Here is a 15575-nt window from a genome sequence, read left to right on the forward strand (position 1 = left end):
CGGAGCCGAGTCGATCTTGTCGAACTCAACGACGGCCGAACCGAAAACTTCGGAGCAGACGCGAGTCAGAGCTGCGGTCAGAGTGGTCTTACCGTGGTCAACGTGGCCGATGGTGCCGACGTTAACGTGGGGAAGGGAACGATCAAATTTTTCTTTAGCCACGACAGTGAACCTCTTGCCTAAAGGGGATTAGCCTTGTTTTTTAACGAGTGCTTCGACGATGTTCGACGGAGCTTCGGCGTATTTGGAGAATTCCATGGAGTAGCTTGCGCGACCCTGAGACATGGAACGAACGTCGGTTGCGTAACCGAACATCTCTCCGAGCGGTACCTCAGCAGTGATTACCTTGCCGGACACCGAGTCTTCATTACCCTGGATCATCCCGCGACGACGGCTCAGGTCACCCATCACGTCACCCAGGTATTCTTCCGGGGTTACAACTTCGACCTTCATGATCGGCTCAAGCACCACACCACCGCCCTTCTGGGCCAGTTGCTTGGTCGCCATCGAAGCGGCGATCTTGAACGCCATTTCGTTGGAGTCGACGTCGTGGTACGAACCGTCGAATACCGTAGCCTTCAGGCCGAGCAGCGGATAGCCGGCAACAACGCCGTTTTTCATCTGCTCTTCGATACCCTTCTGGATCGGGGCGATGAATTCCTTAGGAATCACACCACCAACGACTTCGTTGGTGAACACCAGACCTTCGGTGATGTTGCCCTTTTCGTCCACGTCCGGCTCCGAGAAACGGATCCAGCAGTGACCGAACTGACCACGACCACCCGACTGACGAACGAACTTGCCTTCGATCTCGACGTTGGACTTGGTGATCTTCTCGCGGTACGAAACCTGCGGCTTGCCGACGTTGCACTCGACGTTGAACTCGCGCTTCATGCGGTCAACGAGGATGTCCAGGTGCAGCTCACCCATACCGGAGATGATGGTCTGGCCGGTTTCTTCGTCGGTCTTGACGCGGAACGACGGGTCTTCCTGGGCCAGCTTGCCCAGAGCGATACCCATCTTCTCCTGGTCAGCCTTGGTTTTCGGCTCTACGGAGAGCGAAATTACCGGCTCAGGGAAGTCCATACGCTCGAGGATGATCGGCTTGTCGGCGTTGCACAGGGTGTCACCGGTGGTGACGTCCTTCATGCCGATCAGAGCAGCGATGTCGCCAGCGCGCACTTCTTTGATCTCTTCACGCTGGTTGGCGTGCATCTGCACCATACGGCCAACGCGCTCTTTCTTGCCCTTGACCGAGTTGATGACGGAGTCACCGGAGGTCAGGAAGCCCGAGTAGACGCGGACGAAGGTCAGAGTGCCCACGAACGGGTCGGTGGCAATCTTGAACGCCAAGGCCGAGAACGGCTCGTTGTCGTCAGCAGGACGCTCATCGTACTGCTCTGGCTTGACTTCATCCTTCGGCGTGTCGATCAGGTCAGGGTGGATACCCTTGATCGCCGGGATTTCGGTCGGAGCAGGCAGGAAGTCGATAACGGCGTCCAGAACCAGGGGAACACCCTTGTTCTTGAACGACGAACCGCAGACAGCCGGAACGATCTCGCTGGCCAGGGTGCGCGCGCGCAGACCGGCTTTGATCTCTTCGACGGTCAGCTCTTCGCCTTCCAGGTACTTGTTCATCAGCTCTTCGCTGGACTCGGCAGCCGCTTCAACCATGTTGGAGCGCCACTCTTCAGCCAGCTCCAGCATATCGGCAGGAATTTCTTCCTCGCGATAGGTGGTGCCTTTATCGTCATCGTTCCAGTAGATGGCTTTCATCTTGATCAGGTCAACCTGACCCTGGAAGTCATCTTCTGCACCGATAGCCAGCTGGACCGGAACCGGGGTGTGACCCAGACGGTTCTTGATCTGACCAATAACGCGCAGGAAGTTGGCACCAGCACGGTCCATCTTGTTCACGTAGACAACACGTGGAACGCCGTACTTGTTGGCCTGACGCCATACGGTTTCGGACTGCGGCTCAACGCCGGAGGTACCGCAGAACACAACGACCGCGCCGTCGAGTACACGCAGCGAACGCTCTACTTCAATGGTGAAGTCAACGTGGCCGGGGGTATCGATGACGTTTACGCGGTAGTTGTCGTACTGACCACGGGAACCTTTCCAGAAGGTGGTAACGGCAGCGGAGGTAATGGTGATACCGCGCTCCTGCTCCTGCACCATCCAGTCAGTGGTCGCGGCGCCGTCATGCACCTCGCCCATCTTGTGGCTCAGACCTGTGTAGAACAGGATCCGCTCGGTAGTGGTAGTCTTGCCCGCGTCAACGTGAGCACAGATACCGATGTTACGGTAGCGGTTAATTGCTGTAGTACGAGCCATAAAGCCCTCGCAAAATGATTGATGCTTGAATTAGAAGCGGTAGTGCGAGAACGCTTTGTTGGCTTCTGCCATGCGGTGCACGTCTTCACGCTTCTTGACTGCAGCACCTTTGCCTTCGGCAGCATCCAGCAGCTCACCGGCCAGGCGCAGAGCCATCGACTTCTCGCCGCGCTTGCGGGCGTAGTCTACGAGCCAGCGCATTGCCAGAGCGTTACGACGGGATGGACGAACTTCAACCGGAACCTGGTAAGTGGCACCGCCGACACGACGGGACTTTACTTCGACCAGCGGAGCGATGGCGTCGAGAGCTTTCTCGAAGATTTCCAGGGGGTCGCTGTTCTTGCGTGCTTTGACGGTATCCAGAGCACCGTAAACGATGCGCTCGGCTACGGCCTTCTTGCCGCTTTCCATCACGTGGTTCATGAACTTGGCGAGGATCTGGGATCCGTACTTCGGATCGTCAAGGATCTCACGTTTTGCTGCTACACGACGTCTTGGCATGATAAGCCCTCAAACGGTCTTCAGGTTAGCCCGGGACGTGGGTCTGCGACCCCTGCCCGACCTTACTCTTATCGACTCAAAAAAATGGATGTCTGCAAACGGCCGATTACTTCGGACGCTTGGTACCGTATTTCGAACGACCCTGGTTACGGCCTTTAACGCCCGAAGTATCCAGAGAGCCGCGAACGGTGTGGTAACGAACACCTGGCAAGTCTTTTACACGGCCGCCACGGATCAGGACGACGCTGTGCTCTTGCAGGTTGTGGCCTTCACCACCGATGTACGAGGAAACCTCGAAACCGTTGGTCAGACGCACACGGCATACTTTACGCAGTGCCGAGTTAGGTTTTTTCGGCGTGGTGGTGTACACACGGGTGCACACACCACGACGCTGCGGGCAGTTCTGCAGCGCAGGAACGTCGGACTTCTCGACCGAACGCTTACGCGGCTGACGTACCAGCTGGTTGATAGTTGCCATCTACTAGCTCCACTGATTGTCTTGCGACTCTATTGTCTTGCAAGAAAGCCAAAAATTGGCGAGACGGAGCCTCACCAAATTTAAGGGTACAAAAGTCTACGGAGGATCTTGCACCCAGTCAAGACGAGGCCCCGGCCCTCCTCGCCCGATCATCGGCAACATTTTATGTCGCCGAGGGTCGTTCGAGGCTTGCCGGGGCCCTGCCCTGTACTTAGTTACCGCTGGAATTCAGCGCTTCGGTCAGTGCGGCTTCCACCTCACTGGCGCTTACACGCAGCGGTTTGTCGGCATCACGGCGACGCTTGCGCTCGCTGTGGTAGGCCAGACCAGTACCGGCCGGGATCAGACGACCCACGACCACGTTCTCTTTCAGGCCGCGCAGGTAGTCGCGCTTGCCGGTTACAGCCGCTTCGGTCAGTACGCGGGTGGTTTCCTGGAAGGAAGCCGCGGAGATGAACGACTCGGTCGACAGCGAGGCCTTGGTGATACCCAGCAGTACACGGGTGTACTTGGAGATGAACTTGTCTTCCGCTGCCAGGCGCTCGTTTTCCATCAGCACCTGGGTCAGTTCCATCTGGTCGCCCTTGATGAAGCTGGAATCACCCGACTCGGCGATCTCGACCTTGCGCAGCATCTGACGCAGGATGGTCTCGATGTGCTTGTCGTTGATCTTAACGCCTTGCAGACGGTAAACGTCCTGGATCTCGTTGACGATGTACTTCGCCAGCGCGCTCACACCCAGCAGACGCAGGATGTCGTGCGGATCGCTCGGGCCGTCGGAGATAACTTCGCCGCGGTTTACCTGTTCGCCTTCGAAGACGTTCAGGTGGCGCCACTTCGGAATCAGCTCTTCGTACGGATCGCTACCGTCGGTCGGAGTGATCACCAGACGACGCTTGCCCTTGGTCTCTTTACCGAACGCGATGGTGCCGCTGACTTCAGCCAGAATCGAGGCTTCTTTCGGACGGCGCGCTTCGAACAGGTCGGCAACGCGCGGCAGACCACCGGTGATGTCACGGGTCTTCGACGTTTCTTGCGGGATACGCGCGATAACGTCACCAACACCGATCTGGGCACCGTCAGCCACACCCACGAGGGCGTTGGCCGGCAGGAAGTACTGTGCCGGTACATCGGTACCTGGCAGGTACAGGTCCTTGCCAGCGGCATCGACCATCTTGATTGCCGGACGGATTTCCTTGCCTGCGGCAGGGCGATCCTTGACGTCCAGCACTTCAATGTTGGTCAAGCCGGTCAGCTCATCAGTCTGACGCTTGATGGTGATGTTTTCTTCCATGCCCACGAAGGTCACGGTACCTTTCAGTTCGGTAACGATCGGGTGGGTGTGCGGGTCCCACTTGGCGACGATTGCGCCAGCTTCGACCTTGTCACCTTCCTTGACCGAAATCACCGCACCGTAAGGCAGCTTGTAACGCTCACGCTCACGACCGAATTCGTCGGCAATGGCCAGCTCACCCGAACGGGATACGGCAACCAGGTTGCCGTCGGCGCGCTCGACCTGCTTCAGGTTGTGCAGACGCACCATACCGCCGTTCTTCACCTGGACGCTGTCGGCAGCCGAGGTACGGCTTGCAGCACCACCGATGTGGAACGTACGCATGGTCAGCTGGGTACCCGGCTCACCGATCGACTGCGCAGCGATAACGCCGACAGCTTCACCGATGTTCACCTGGTGACCGCGAGCCAGGTCGCGACCGTAGCACTTGGCGCAAATACCGAAGCGGGTTTCGCAGTTGATCGGCGAACGCACGATCACTTCGTCGATGCTGTTCAGCTCGATGAACTCTACCCACTGCTCGTCGACCAAGGTACCGGCTGGAACGATGACGTCCTCGGTGCCTGGCTTGAACACGTCACGGGCAATGACACGACCCAGTACGCGCTCACCCAGCGGCTCTACAACGTCGCCGCCTTCGATGTGCGGGGTCATCAGCAGGCCCTGGTCGGTACCGCAGTCGATCTCGGTAACCACCAGATCCTGGGCAACGTCTACCAGACGACGGGTCAGGTAACCGGAGTTCGCAGTCTTCAGTGCGGTATCCGCCAGACCCTTACGAGCACCGTGAGTCGAGATGAAGTACTGGAGTACGCTCAGGCCTTCACGGAAGTTCGCGGTGATCGGCGTCTCGATGATCGAGCCGTCCGGCTTGGCCATCAGGCCACGCATACCGGCCAGCTGACGGATCTGGGCTGCGGAACCCCGCGCACCCGAGTCAGCCATCATGTACATCGAGTTGAAGGACTCTTGATCGACTTCATTGCCCTCACGGTCGATGACCTTCTCTTTCGAGAGGTTGGCCATCATCGCCTTGGACACTTCGTCGTTCGCCTTCGACCACAAGTCGATGACCTTGTTGTACTTCTCGCCCTGGGTTACCAGGCCAGAGGCGTACTGGCTCTCGATTTCCTTCACTTCGTCGGTAGCGTTACCGATGATGCGGGCTTTCTCGTCCGGGATAACGAAGTCGTTAACACCGATGGAAACGCCGGAAATGGTCGAGTAAGCGAAACCGGTGTACATCAGCTGGTCGGCGAAGATGACGGTCTCTTTCAGACCAACCACGCGGTAGCACTGGTTGATCAGCTTGGAGATCGCCTTTTTCTTCATCGGCTGGTTGACCACGTCGTACGGCAGACCTGCCGGTACAACCTGGAACAACAGCGCACGGCCGACAGTGGTGTCGACGATGCGGGTGTTCTTGGTGATGCTGCCATCGCGGTCTTTCACGGTTTCGTTGATACGAACCTTGATTTTCGCGTGCAGGGCAGCTTCGCCGGCGCGGAATACGCGGTCGACTTCCTGCAGGTCGGCAAACACGCGACCTTCGCCCTTGGCATTGATGGCTTCACGGGTCATGTAGTACAGACCCAGTACAACGTCCTGCGACGGAACGATGATTGGCTCACCGTTGGCTGGCGACAGGATATTGTTGGTCGACATCATCAGCGCGCGCGCTTCGAGCTGGGCTTCCAGCGTCAGCGGCACGTGGACGGCCATCTGGTCACCGTCGAAGTCGGCGTTGTACGCGGCACAGACCAGCGGGTGCAGCTGGATAGCCTTACCTTCGATCAGAACCGGCTCAAAGGCCTGGATACCCAGACGGTGCAGCGTCGGTGCACGGTTGAGCAGTACGGGGTGTTCGCGGATCACCTCGGCGAGCACGTCCCACACCTCTGGCAGCTCGCGCTCGACCATCTTCTTGGCAGCCTTGATGGTGGTCGCCAGACCACGCATCTCCAGCTTGCCGAAAATGAACGGCTTGAACAGCTCGAGGGCCATCTTCTTCGGCAGACCGCACTGGTGCAGACGCAGGGTCGGGCCTACGGTAATTACCGAACGGCCGGAGTAGTCCACACGCTTACCGAGCAAGTTCTGACGGAAGCGACCTTGCTTACCTTTGATCATGTCGGCAAGGGACTTCAGCGGACGCTTGTTCGAGCCAGTGATGGCGCGACCGCGACGGCCGTTGTCCAGCAGGGCGTCAACCGCTTCCTGCAGCATGCGCTTTTCGTTGCGCACGATGATGTCCGGCGCCGACAGATCGAGCAGGCGCTTCAGACGGTTGTTACGGTTGATCACCCGACGATACAGGTCGTTCAGGTCGGAAGTCGCGAAGCGGCCACCATCCAGCGGAACCAGCGGACGCAGGTCCGGCGGCAGCACTGGCAGGACGGTCAGGACCATCCACTCAGGCAGGTTGCCCGAGCCCTGGAAAGCTTCCATCAGCTTCAGGCGCTTGGACAGCTTCTTGATCTTGGTTTCCGAGTTGGTCTGCGGAATCTCTTCGCGCAGGCGGCCGATCTCGTGCTCCAGGTCGATAGCGTGCAGCAGCTCACGTACAGCCTCGGCACCCATGCGGGCGTCGAAGTCGTCACCGAACTCTTCCAGCGCTTCGAAGTACTGCTCGTCGTTGAGCAGCTGACCCTTCTCGAGGGTGGTCATGCCCGGATCGATCACGACGTAGCTCTCGAAGTAGAGCACGCGCTCGATGTCACGCAGGGTCATGTCCATCAGCAGGCCGATACGGGACGGCAGCGACTTCAGGAACCAGATGTGGGCAACCGGCGAGGCCAGTTCGATGTGCGCCATGCGCTCACGACGAACCTTGGCCAGGGCAACTTCAACGCCGCACTTCTCGCAGATCACACCGCGGTGCTTGAGGCGCTTGTACTTGCCGCACAGGCACTCGTAGTCCTTGACTGGGCCAAAGATCTTGGCGCAGAAAAGGCCGTCACGCTCAGGCTTGAACGTACGGTAGTTGATGGTTTCCGGCTTCTTAACTTCACCGAACGACCACGAACGGATCATTTCAGGCGACGCCAGACCGATGCGGATGGCGTCGAACTCTTCGACTTGACCCTGGTTTTTCAGCAAATTCAGTAGGTCTTTCAAGGCCTTTCCTCCTGGCGGAGCAGGGAGCGGGCATTACCTGCCCCACTCCCCTTCGCGTCACGTGTTATTCGGTTTCCAGATCGATATCGATACCGAGCGAACGGATCTCTTTGATCAACACGTTGAAGGACTCGGGCATGCCCGGCTCCATACGGTGATCGCCATCCACGATGTTCTTGTACATCTTGGTACGGCCGTTCACGTCGTCCGACTTCACTGTGAGCATTTCTTGCAGGGTGTATGCCGCGCCGTATGCTTCCAGCGCCCACACTTCCATCTCCCCGAAACGCTGACCACCGAACTGCGCCTTACCACCCAGCGGCTGCTGGGTAACCAGGCTGTAGGAACCAGTGGAACGCGCGTGCATCTTGTCGTCCACCAAGTGGTTCAGCTTGAGCATGTACATGTAACCAACGGTCACAGGACGCTCGAACTTGTTGCCGGTACGGCCGTCGAACAGCACCATCTGGCCGCTTTCTGGCAGGTCTGCCAGTTTCAGCATGGCCTTGATCTCACGCTCCTTGGCACCGTCGAAGACTGGGGTGGCCATTGGCACGCCTTTCTTCAGGTTGTTCGCCAGGGCGATGATCTCTTCGTCGGTGAACTCTTCCAGGTTCTCCTGACGACCACCGATCTCGTTGTAGATCTCGGTGAGGAAGGTACGCAGTTCAGCGGCTTTACGCTGCTCTTCGATCATGCGGTCGATCTTCTCGCCCAGGCCTTTGGCCGCGAGGCCCAGGTGGGTTTCAAGGATCTGACCGACGTTCATACGCGAAGGTACGCCCAGCGGGTTCAGTACGACGTCGACCGGAGTACCGTTGGCGTCGTGCGGCATGTCTTCTACCGGCATGATTACCGAGACGACACCCTTGTTACCGTGACGACCGGCCATCTTGTCACCCGGCTGGATGCGACGGCGGATTGCCAGGTAGACCTTGACGATCTTCAGTACGCCTGGAGCCAGGTCATCGCCCTGCTGCAGCTTGCGCTTCTTGTCTTCGAACTTGTCGTCCAGCAGGCGACGGCGATCGACGATGTACTGCTGAGCCTTTTCCAGCTGCTCGTTCAGTGCATCTTCGGCCATGCGCAGTTTGAACCACTGGCCGTGCTCCAGACCGTCCAGCACTTCGTCAGTGATCACGGTGCCTTTTTTCAGGCCCGCGCCACCGTCGACCACCTGGCCGTTCAGGGCAGCACGCAGACGCTCGAAGGTTGCACCTTCGACGATGCGGAACTCTTCGTTGAGGTCCTTGCGGATCTCGTCCAGCTGCATCTTCTCGATGGACAGGGCGCGGCTGTCGCGCTCTACGCCATCACGGGTGAAGACCTGTACGTCGATAACAGTACCCTTGGTACCGGTCGGTACGCGCAGGGAGGTGTCTTTAACGTCGCTGGCCTTCTCACCGAAGATTGCGCGCAGCAGTTTTTCTTCCGGGGTCAGCTGGGTTTCGCCTTTTGGCGTGACCTTGCCGACCAGGATGTCGCCAGCGCCGACTTCGGCACCCACGTAGACGATACCGGCCTCGTCCAGCTTGTTCAGAGCGGCTTCACCCACGTTCGGGATGTCCGCAGTGATTTCCTCTGGGCCAAGCTTGGTGTCACGCGCCACACAGGTCAGTTCCTGAATGTGGATGGTGGTGAAGCGGTCTTCCTGAACCACACGCTCGGACAGGCAGATGGAGTCTTCGAAGTTGAAGCCGTTCCACGCCATGAACGCGATGCGCATGTTCTGACCCAGTGCCAGTTCACCCATGTCGGTGGACGGGCCGTCGGCCATGATGTCGCCACGCTGAACCTTGTCACCCTTGCTTACCAGCGGACGCTGGTTGATGCAGGTGTTCTGGTTAGAACGGGTGTACTTGGTCAGGTTGTAGATATCCACACCGGCTTCACCGGTCTCGACTTCGTCATCGGCAACGCGAACGACGATACGGCTGGCGTCGACCGAGTCGATCACACCACCGCGGCGAGCAACCACGCAGACACCGGAGTCACGGGCAACGTTGCGCTCCATACCGGTACCGACCAGCGGCTTGTCGGCACGCAGGGTTGGTACAGCTTGGCGCTGCATGTTCGAACCCATCAATGCACGGTTGGCGTCGTCGTGCTCGAGGAACGGAATCAGCGACGCAGCGACAGAAACAACCTGCTTCGGCGAAACGTCCATCAGGGTGACGTCTTCCGGCGCCTTGACGGTGAATTCGTTCAGGTGACGAACCGCTACCAGCTCATCGATCAGCTGCTTCTTGTCGTTCATCGCGGCCGAAGCCTGGGCGATCACGTGATCCGCTTCTTCGATGGCAGACAGGAACACGATGTCATCGCTGACCACGCCTTCCTTCACCACGCGATACGGGCTTTCGAGGAAGCCGTACTGGTTGGTGCGGGCATAGGCTGCCAGGGAGTTGATCAGACCGATGTTCGGACCTTCAGGGGTCTCGATCGGGCACACGCGGCCGTAGTGGGTCGGGTGTACGTCACGGACTTCGAAGCCGGCGCGCTCACGGGTCAGACCACCAGGGCCGAGTGCAGAGACGCGGCGCTTGTGGGTGATCTCGGAGAGCGGGTTGTTCTGGTCCATGAACTGCGAAAGCTGGCTGGAACCGAAGAACTCTTTCACCGCCGCCGCTACCGGCTTGGCGTTGATCAAGTCTTGCGGCATCAGGCCTTCGCTTTCGGCCATCGACAGACGTTCCTTGACCGCACGCTCAACACGTACCAGGCCAACGCGGAACTGGTTCTCGGCCATCTCGCCGACGCAACGAACGCGACGGTTACCCAGGTGGTCGATGTCGTCGACGATGCCTTTGCCGTTACGGATATCGACCAGGGTCTTCAGAACCTCGACGATGTCTTCCTTGCTCAGCACGCCCGAACCTTCGATCTCGGTGCGACCGATACGACGGTTGAACTTCATGCGGCCAACGGCGGACAGGTCGTAACGCTCGGCGCTGAAGAACAGGTTGTTGAACAGGGTCTCGGCAGCATCCTTGGTCGGCGGCTCGCCTGGACGCATCATGCGGTAGATCTCGACCAGGGCTTCCAGCTGGTTGCTGGTAGTGTCGATCTTCAGGGTATCCGAGATGAACGGACCGCAGTCGATGTCGTTGGTGTACAGGGTCTCGATGCGGACGACCTGAGCCTTGGCGATCTTGATCAGCAGCTCGGTGGTCAGCTCGGTATTGCACTCGGCCAGGATCTCGCCGGTGGCCGGGTGAACGATGGCCTTGGCGGTGGTGCGACCGAGGACGTATTCCATCGGCACGTCCAGCTGGTTGACACCGGCCTTCTCGAGCTGATTGACATGGCGCGCGGTAATACGGCGGCCCTGCTCGACGATGACCTTGCCGCTGTCGTCATGGATGTCCATGACCGCGACTTCACCACGCAGACGCTGAGGCACCAGTTCCAGGCTGAGTTTTTCGCCGGAAATGTGGAACACGTTGGTGGTGTAGAAGGTGTTGAGTACTTCTTCCGTGCTGTAACCCAGCGCACGCAGCAACACCGACGCCGGCAGTTTGCGGCGACGGTCGATACGTACGAACACGCAGTCTTTCGGGTCGAACTCGAAGTCCAGCCACGAACCGCGGTAAGGGATGATGCGAGCGGAGTACAGCAGCTTGCCGGAGCTGTGTGTCTTGCCACGGTCGTGGTCGAAGAACACACCAGGCGAACGGTGCAGCTGGGAAACGATTACTCGTTCGGTACCGTTGATAACGAAGGTACCGTTCTCAGTCATCAGGGGGATTTCACCCATGTAGACTTCTTGCTCTTTGATGTCCTTGATCGCTTTGTTCGACGATTCCTTGTCGAAGATGATCAGGCGCACCTTGACCCGCAGTGGGACCGCGAAGGTCACGCCACGCAGGACACATTCCTTCACATCGAAGGCGGGATCGCCCAGGCGGTAGCCTACGTACTCCAGGGCAGCATTGCCGGAGTAGCTGATGATCGGGAATACCGACTTGAAGGCCGCGTGCAGGCCGACGTCACGGAACTGATCCTTGGATGCTCCCGCTTGCAGGAATTCGCGATACGAATCCAGCTGGATGGCCAGAAGATATGGCACATCCATGACGTCCGGCAACTTGCTAAAGTCCTTGCGGATACGTTTTTTCTCAGTGTATGAGTAAGCCATCAGCGTTCCCCAGCTTGGTCACCTGCTTGTTTGGCTTCTCCCGGCGGGAGCAGCCAGAAAATCGTGCAAACCCCTTGGTTTGCGCACCCACATGGGTGTCTTGCAGCGTGTTATCGGGGCCGGATTGACCAGCCACCAATAACGGAAAAAGGCCGGTGGCATAAGCCACCAGCCATCAGCCTTTCGCTCAACGCTCAGGCTGGCATCGCAAAGTCGAAATTACTTCAGCTCGACTTTAGCGCCTGCTTCTTCCAGCTTCTTCTTAGCGTCTTCAGCGGCTTCTTTCGAAACGCCTTCAGCTACAACCTGAGGAGCGCCATCGACTTTCTCTTTGGCTTCTTTCAGGCCCAGACCGGTCAGTTCGCGAACGGCTTTGATCACGTTCACTTTCTTGTCGCCGGCTTCAACCAGAACAACGTTGAACTCGGTCTGCTCTTCAACAACGGCAGCAGCAGCAGCTGGGCCAGCAGCGGCAACAGCAGCGGTAACGCCGAAGGTTTCTTCCATAGCTTTGATCAGCTCAACAACTTCCAGAACGGTTTTCTGGCCGATTGCTTCGATGATTTGTTCGTTAGTCAGAGACATGACTTAAATCCTGTATTGGGGTGAAGGCCTACGCAGCCATCAAATTAAACGTATGATTTTGAAAGAATTTCGCGCGCCTTAGGCAGCGGTAGCTTCTTTCTGGTCGCGAATGGCTGCCAGAGTACGAGCCAGCTTGCTGGTAGCGCCTTGGATCACGCTCATCAGTTTCGCAATAGCTTCGTCGCGGGTCGGCAGGGTAGCCAACACGTCGATCTGGTTCGCTGCAATGAAATTGCCGTCAAACGCAGCTGCCTTGATCTCGAACTTGTCCTGACCCTTGGCGAACTCTTTGAACAGACGAGCAGCAGCGCCCGGGTGTTCGTTGGAGAAAGCAATCAGGGTCGGGCCTTTGAACGCGTCGTTGAGGATCGAAAATTCGGTGCCTTCAACAGCGCGCTTGAGCAGGGTGTTACGTACGACACGTACGTATACGCCAGCTTCGCGGGCCTCTTTACGGAGTCCGGTCATTGCGCTTACAGTCACACCACGGGCATCGGCCACGACAGCGGACAGAGCGACTTTGGCAGCCTCGTTGACTTCAGCGACGATGGCCTTCTTGTCTTCGAGTTTAATTGCCACGGGTTTACTCCTGGTTTTTACCGTTTCATCTGGCCGAAGCCGGATGTCGTTTTGGTGTCTGATTCGGTAAACGAATCGGGAGCACCATCTGCGTGGGCTGGGGTTTTAAGGCTTGCGCCGCCTACGGTCTTGGATAGCCCCCGCCAGGCAGGGACCCCAATTTTTGCTGGTGGCGCGACAAGTCGCGCCACCATGTTCTTACACGTTCAGCGAGCTCTGATCGATGATCAGACCTGGGCCCATGGTGGTGCTCAGGGTAACGCGCTTGACGTAGATACCTTTCGAAGAAGCCGGCTTGATACGCTTCAGGTCAGCGATCAGGGCTTCAACGTTTTCCTTCAGCTTGTCAGCTTCGAAGCCGATTTTGCCAACGGAGGTGTGGATGATACCGTTTTTGTCGGTACGGTAGCGAACCTGACCAGCCTTGGCGTTTTTGACAGCGCCGGCTACGTCTGGGGTCACGGTACCTACTTTCGGGTTAGGCATCAGGCCGCGAGGACCCAGAACCTGACCCAGCTGACCTACAACGCGCATGGCATCAGGCGATGCGATGACGACGTCATAGTTCAGGTCGCCGCCTTTCATTTCGGCAGCCAGATCGTCCATACCTACGCGGTCAGCGCCGGCAGCCAGAGCGGCTTCAGCAGCTGGACCCTGAGTGAAGACGGCAACGCGTACGGTCTTGCCAGTGCCGTGTGGCAGCACGGTAGCGCTACGAACGACCTGGTCGGATTTACGCGGGTCAACACCGAGGTTAACGGCGATGTCGTAGGACTCTACGAATTTGGCAGCCGGCAGCGAAGCGAGCAGGGTTGCGGCTTCTTCGAAGTTGTAGGCCTTGCCTGCTTCGATCTTCTCGGCGATTGCCTTTTGGCGCTTGGTCAGCTTAGCCATTACACACCCTCCACGTTCAGGCCCATGCTGCGGGCAGAGCCAGCGATGGTGCGTACAGCTGCGTCCAGGTCAGCGGCAGTCAGATCAGCCTGTTTAGCTTTGGCGATGTCTTCCAGCTGAGCACGGGTAACAGTACCGACTTTAACGGTGTTCGGGCGAGCCGAACCACTGGTCAGGCCAGCAGCTTTCTTCAGCAGAACCGAGGCAGGGGTGCTCTTGGTCTCGAAGGTGAAGCTACGGTCGCTGTAGACAGTGATGATAACTGGAGTCGGCAGACCGGCTTCTTGACCCTGAGTACGGGCGTTGAAGGCCTTGCAGAACTCCATGATGTTCACACCGTGTTGACCCAGTGCTGGACCAACGGGTGGGCTTGGGTTGGCCTGGCCGGCCTTAACTTGCAGCTTGATGTAAGCCTGAATCTTCTTAGCCATGAGCTACTCCAAAATCGGGTACGAACGCCTGATGGCTCCCCGGATGACTTGCGTTTTATCCCAGTGACGACAAAACCCCGCAGCACACAGGGCTGCGGGGTATGGGATGCTTCGTCCGCCTAGACCTTTTCGACCTGGCTGAACTCGAGCTCCACCGGAGTAGAGCGACCGAAAATGAGCACTGCAACCTGCAAGCGGCTCTTTTCGTAGTTAACCTCTTCGACACTACCATTGAAGTCGGCGAACGGACCGTCAATGACTCGAACCACTTCACCCGGTTCGAACAGTGTCTTCGGCTTCGGCTTGTCACTGCCATCAGCAACGCGACGCAGGATAGCCTCAGCTTCTTTATCGGTAATCGGCGCAGGCTTGTCTGCAGTGCCGCCGATAAAGCCCATCACACGAGGGGTGTCCTTGACCAAGTGCCAGGTCCCTTCGTTCATCTCCATCTGGACCAATACATAGCCAGGGAAGAATTTACGCTCACTCTTGCGCTTCTGGCCGTTGCGCATTTCGACGACTTCTTCGGTCGGGACCAGGATCTCGCCGAAACCGTCTTCCATGCCAGCCAGCTTCACGCGCTCGATCAAGGAGCGCATTACATGCTTCTCGTAACCCGAGTAAGCATGCACAACATACCAACGCTTAGCCACGGGACACCTTTAGCCAACGATCAGGGAGACCGCCCAGCCGAGCAGGGAATCAAGACCCCACAGCAGCAGTGCCATAACCAGCACGACAGCCACGACAATCAGCGTGGTCTGGGTGGTTTCCTGGCGGGTCGGCCACACGACTTTACGGATCTCGGTACGAGCTTCCTTCGCCAACGCAAAGAACGACTTACCCTTCGCGGTCTGCAGAGCTACAAAGCCTGCGACAGCAGCCAGGGCGAGAAGTGCAAGGACGCGGTACAGGATCGGGGAGGCGGAGTAATATTGATTACCCACAACACCAACAACCACCAAAGCCACTACAGCCAGCCACTTGAACAGATCAAAACGCGATTCTTGGGCTTCAGTTTTGGGGGTCATCGAGGAGGATCCTGTAAGAAGAAAGCCATCACACCGAGGTGAAATGGCAGGTCAGGAGGGAATCGAACCCCCAACCTACGGTTTTGGAGACCGTCGCTCTGCCAATTGAGCTACTGACCTGTAACGCTGTATCAGGCCGGCCATTATACCGGCCTGATCAAGTAAATCAACTACTTATTCAATAATTTTT

At 58.0% G+C, this 15575-nt stretch carries 12 protein-coding genes and 1 tRNA gene; all 13 read right to left on the reverse strand.

Annotation, left to right across the window (positions count from 1 at the left end; genetic code table 11):
- The coding region (locus APH27_RS26255; protein ID WP_256250717.1) for a GTP-binding protein at positions 1 to 162 on the reverse strand (162 nt) is incomplete at its 3' end.
- A 27-nt stretch (positions 163 to 189) separates the two neighbouring features.
- Positions 190 to 2337 carry an elongation factor G gene (gene fusA / locus APH27_RS24515; protein ID WP_027919364.1) on the reverse strand — a complete coding sequence of 716 codons (2148 nt, stop codon included), beginning with the start codon at positions 2335 to 2337 and terminating at the stop codon, positions 190 to 192.
- Positions 2338 to 2367: 30 nt separating this feature from the next.
- Entirely contained in the window at positions 2368 to 2838 is a 471-nt protein-coding gene (gene rpsG / locus APH27_RS24520; protein WP_003246741.1) for a 30S ribosomal protein S7, read from the reverse strand.
- A 106-nt stretch (positions 2839 to 2944) separates the two neighbouring features.
- Complete coding sequence (gene rpsL / locus APH27_RS24525; protein ID WP_003255492.1) at positions 2945 to 3316, reverse strand: 30S ribosomal protein S12; 372 nt, start codon at positions 3314 to 3316, stop codon at positions 2945 to 2947.
- Positions 3317 to 3527: 211 nt separating this feature from the next.
- The gene (gene rpoC / locus APH27_RS24530) at positions 3528 to 7727 is read right to left on the reverse strand and encodes a DNA-directed RNA polymerase subunit beta' (protein ID WP_027919363.1); all 4200 of its coding nucleotides are present in this window, start codon (positions 7725 to 7727) and stop codon (positions 3528 to 3530) included.
- 64 nt (positions 7728 to 7791) lie between these two features.
- Entirely contained in the window at positions 7792 to 11865 is a 4074-nt protein-coding gene (gene rpoB / locus APH27_RS24535) for a DNA-directed RNA polymerase subunit beta (RefSeq protein WP_060486130.1), read from the reverse strand.
- Between the two features lie 219 nt (positions 11866 to 12084).
- Complete coding sequence (rplL, locus tag APH27_RS24540) at positions 12085 to 12450, reverse strand: 50S ribosomal protein L7/L12 (protein WP_003255496.1); 366 nt, start codon at positions 12448 to 12450, stop codon at positions 12085 to 12087.
- 78 nt (positions 12451 to 12528) lie between these two features.
- Positions 12529 to 13029 (reverse strand): 50S ribosomal protein L10, encoded by a 501-nt coding sequence (gene rplJ, locus APH27_RS24545; protein WP_016715872.1) that lies wholly within the window; start codon positions 13027 to 13029, stop codon positions 12529 to 12531.
- A gap of 198 nt (positions 13030 to 13227) precedes the next feature.
- Positions 13228 to 13923, reverse strand: a complete 696-nt coding sequence (gene rplA, locus APH27_RS24550) for a 50S ribosomal protein L1 (RefSeq protein WP_027919361.1) — start codon at positions 13921 to 13923, stop codon at positions 13228 to 13230.
- Positions 13923 to 14354, reverse strand: a complete 432-nt coding sequence (gene rplK / locus APH27_RS24555) for a 50S ribosomal protein L11 (protein WP_003255500.1) — start codon at positions 14352 to 14354, stop codon at positions 13923 to 13925. The genes rplA and rplK overlap by 1 nt, the downstream gene beginning before the upstream one ends.
- Before the next feature lie 119 nt (positions 14355 to 14473).
- Entirely contained in the window at positions 14474 to 15007 is a 534-nt protein-coding gene (gene nusG, locus APH27_RS24560; RefSeq protein ID WP_003255501.1) for a transcription termination/antitermination protein NusG, read from the reverse strand.
- A gap of 9 nt (positions 15008 to 15016) precedes the next feature.
- Positions 15017 to 15385: a preprotein translocase subunit SecE gene (secE, locus tag APH27_RS24565; protein WP_008089117.1), complete on the reverse strand. Its 369-nt coding sequence runs from the start codon at positions 15383 to 15385 to the stop codon at positions 15017 to 15019.
- Positions 15386 to 15429: 44 nt separating this feature from the next.
- Positions 15430 to 15505 (reverse strand) — tRNA-Trp (locus tag APH27_RS24570).
- Between the last annotated feature and the right edge of the window lie 70 nt (positions 15506 to 15575).

Source organism: Pseudomonas sp. NBRC 111123, from assembly GCF_001320205.1.
In the GTDB taxonomy this organism is placed as follows: Bacteria; Pseudomonadota; Gammaproteobacteria; order Pseudomonadales; family Pseudomonadaceae; genus Aquipseudomonas; species Aquipseudomonas putida_J.

Bases quoted from the DNA above. Each gene is read 5' to 3' on its own strand.
- fusA (WP_027919364.1), bottom strand. From the start codon at position 2,337: ATGGCTCGTACTACAGCAATTAACCGCTACCGTAACATCGGTATCTGT.
- rpsG (WP_003246741.1), bottom strand. From the start codon at position 2,838: ATGCCAAGACGTCGTGTAGCAGCAAAACGTGAGATCCTTGACGATCCG.
- rpsL (WP_003255492.1), bottom strand. From the start codon at position 3,316: ATGGCAACTATCAACCAGCTGGTACGTCAGCCGCGTAAGCGTTCGGTC.
- rpoB (WP_060486130.1), bottom strand. From the start codon at position 11,865: ATGGCTTACTCATACACTGAGAAAAAACGTATCCGCAAGGACTTTAGC.
- rplL (WP_003255496.1), bottom strand. From the start codon at position 12,450: ATGTCTCTGACTAACGAACAAATCATCGAAGCAATCGGCCAGAAAACC.
- rplA (WP_027919361.1), bottom strand. From the start codon at position 13,923: ATGGCTAAGCTGACCAAGCGCCAAAAGGCAATCGCCGAGAAGATCGAA.
- rplK (WP_003255500.1), bottom strand. From the start codon at position 14,354: ATGGCTAAGAAGATTCAGGCTTACATCAAGCTGCAAGTTAAGGCCGGC.
- secE (WP_008089117.1), bottom strand. From the start codon at position 15,385: ATGACCCCCAAAACTGAAGCCCAAGAATCGCGTTTTGATCTGTTCAAG.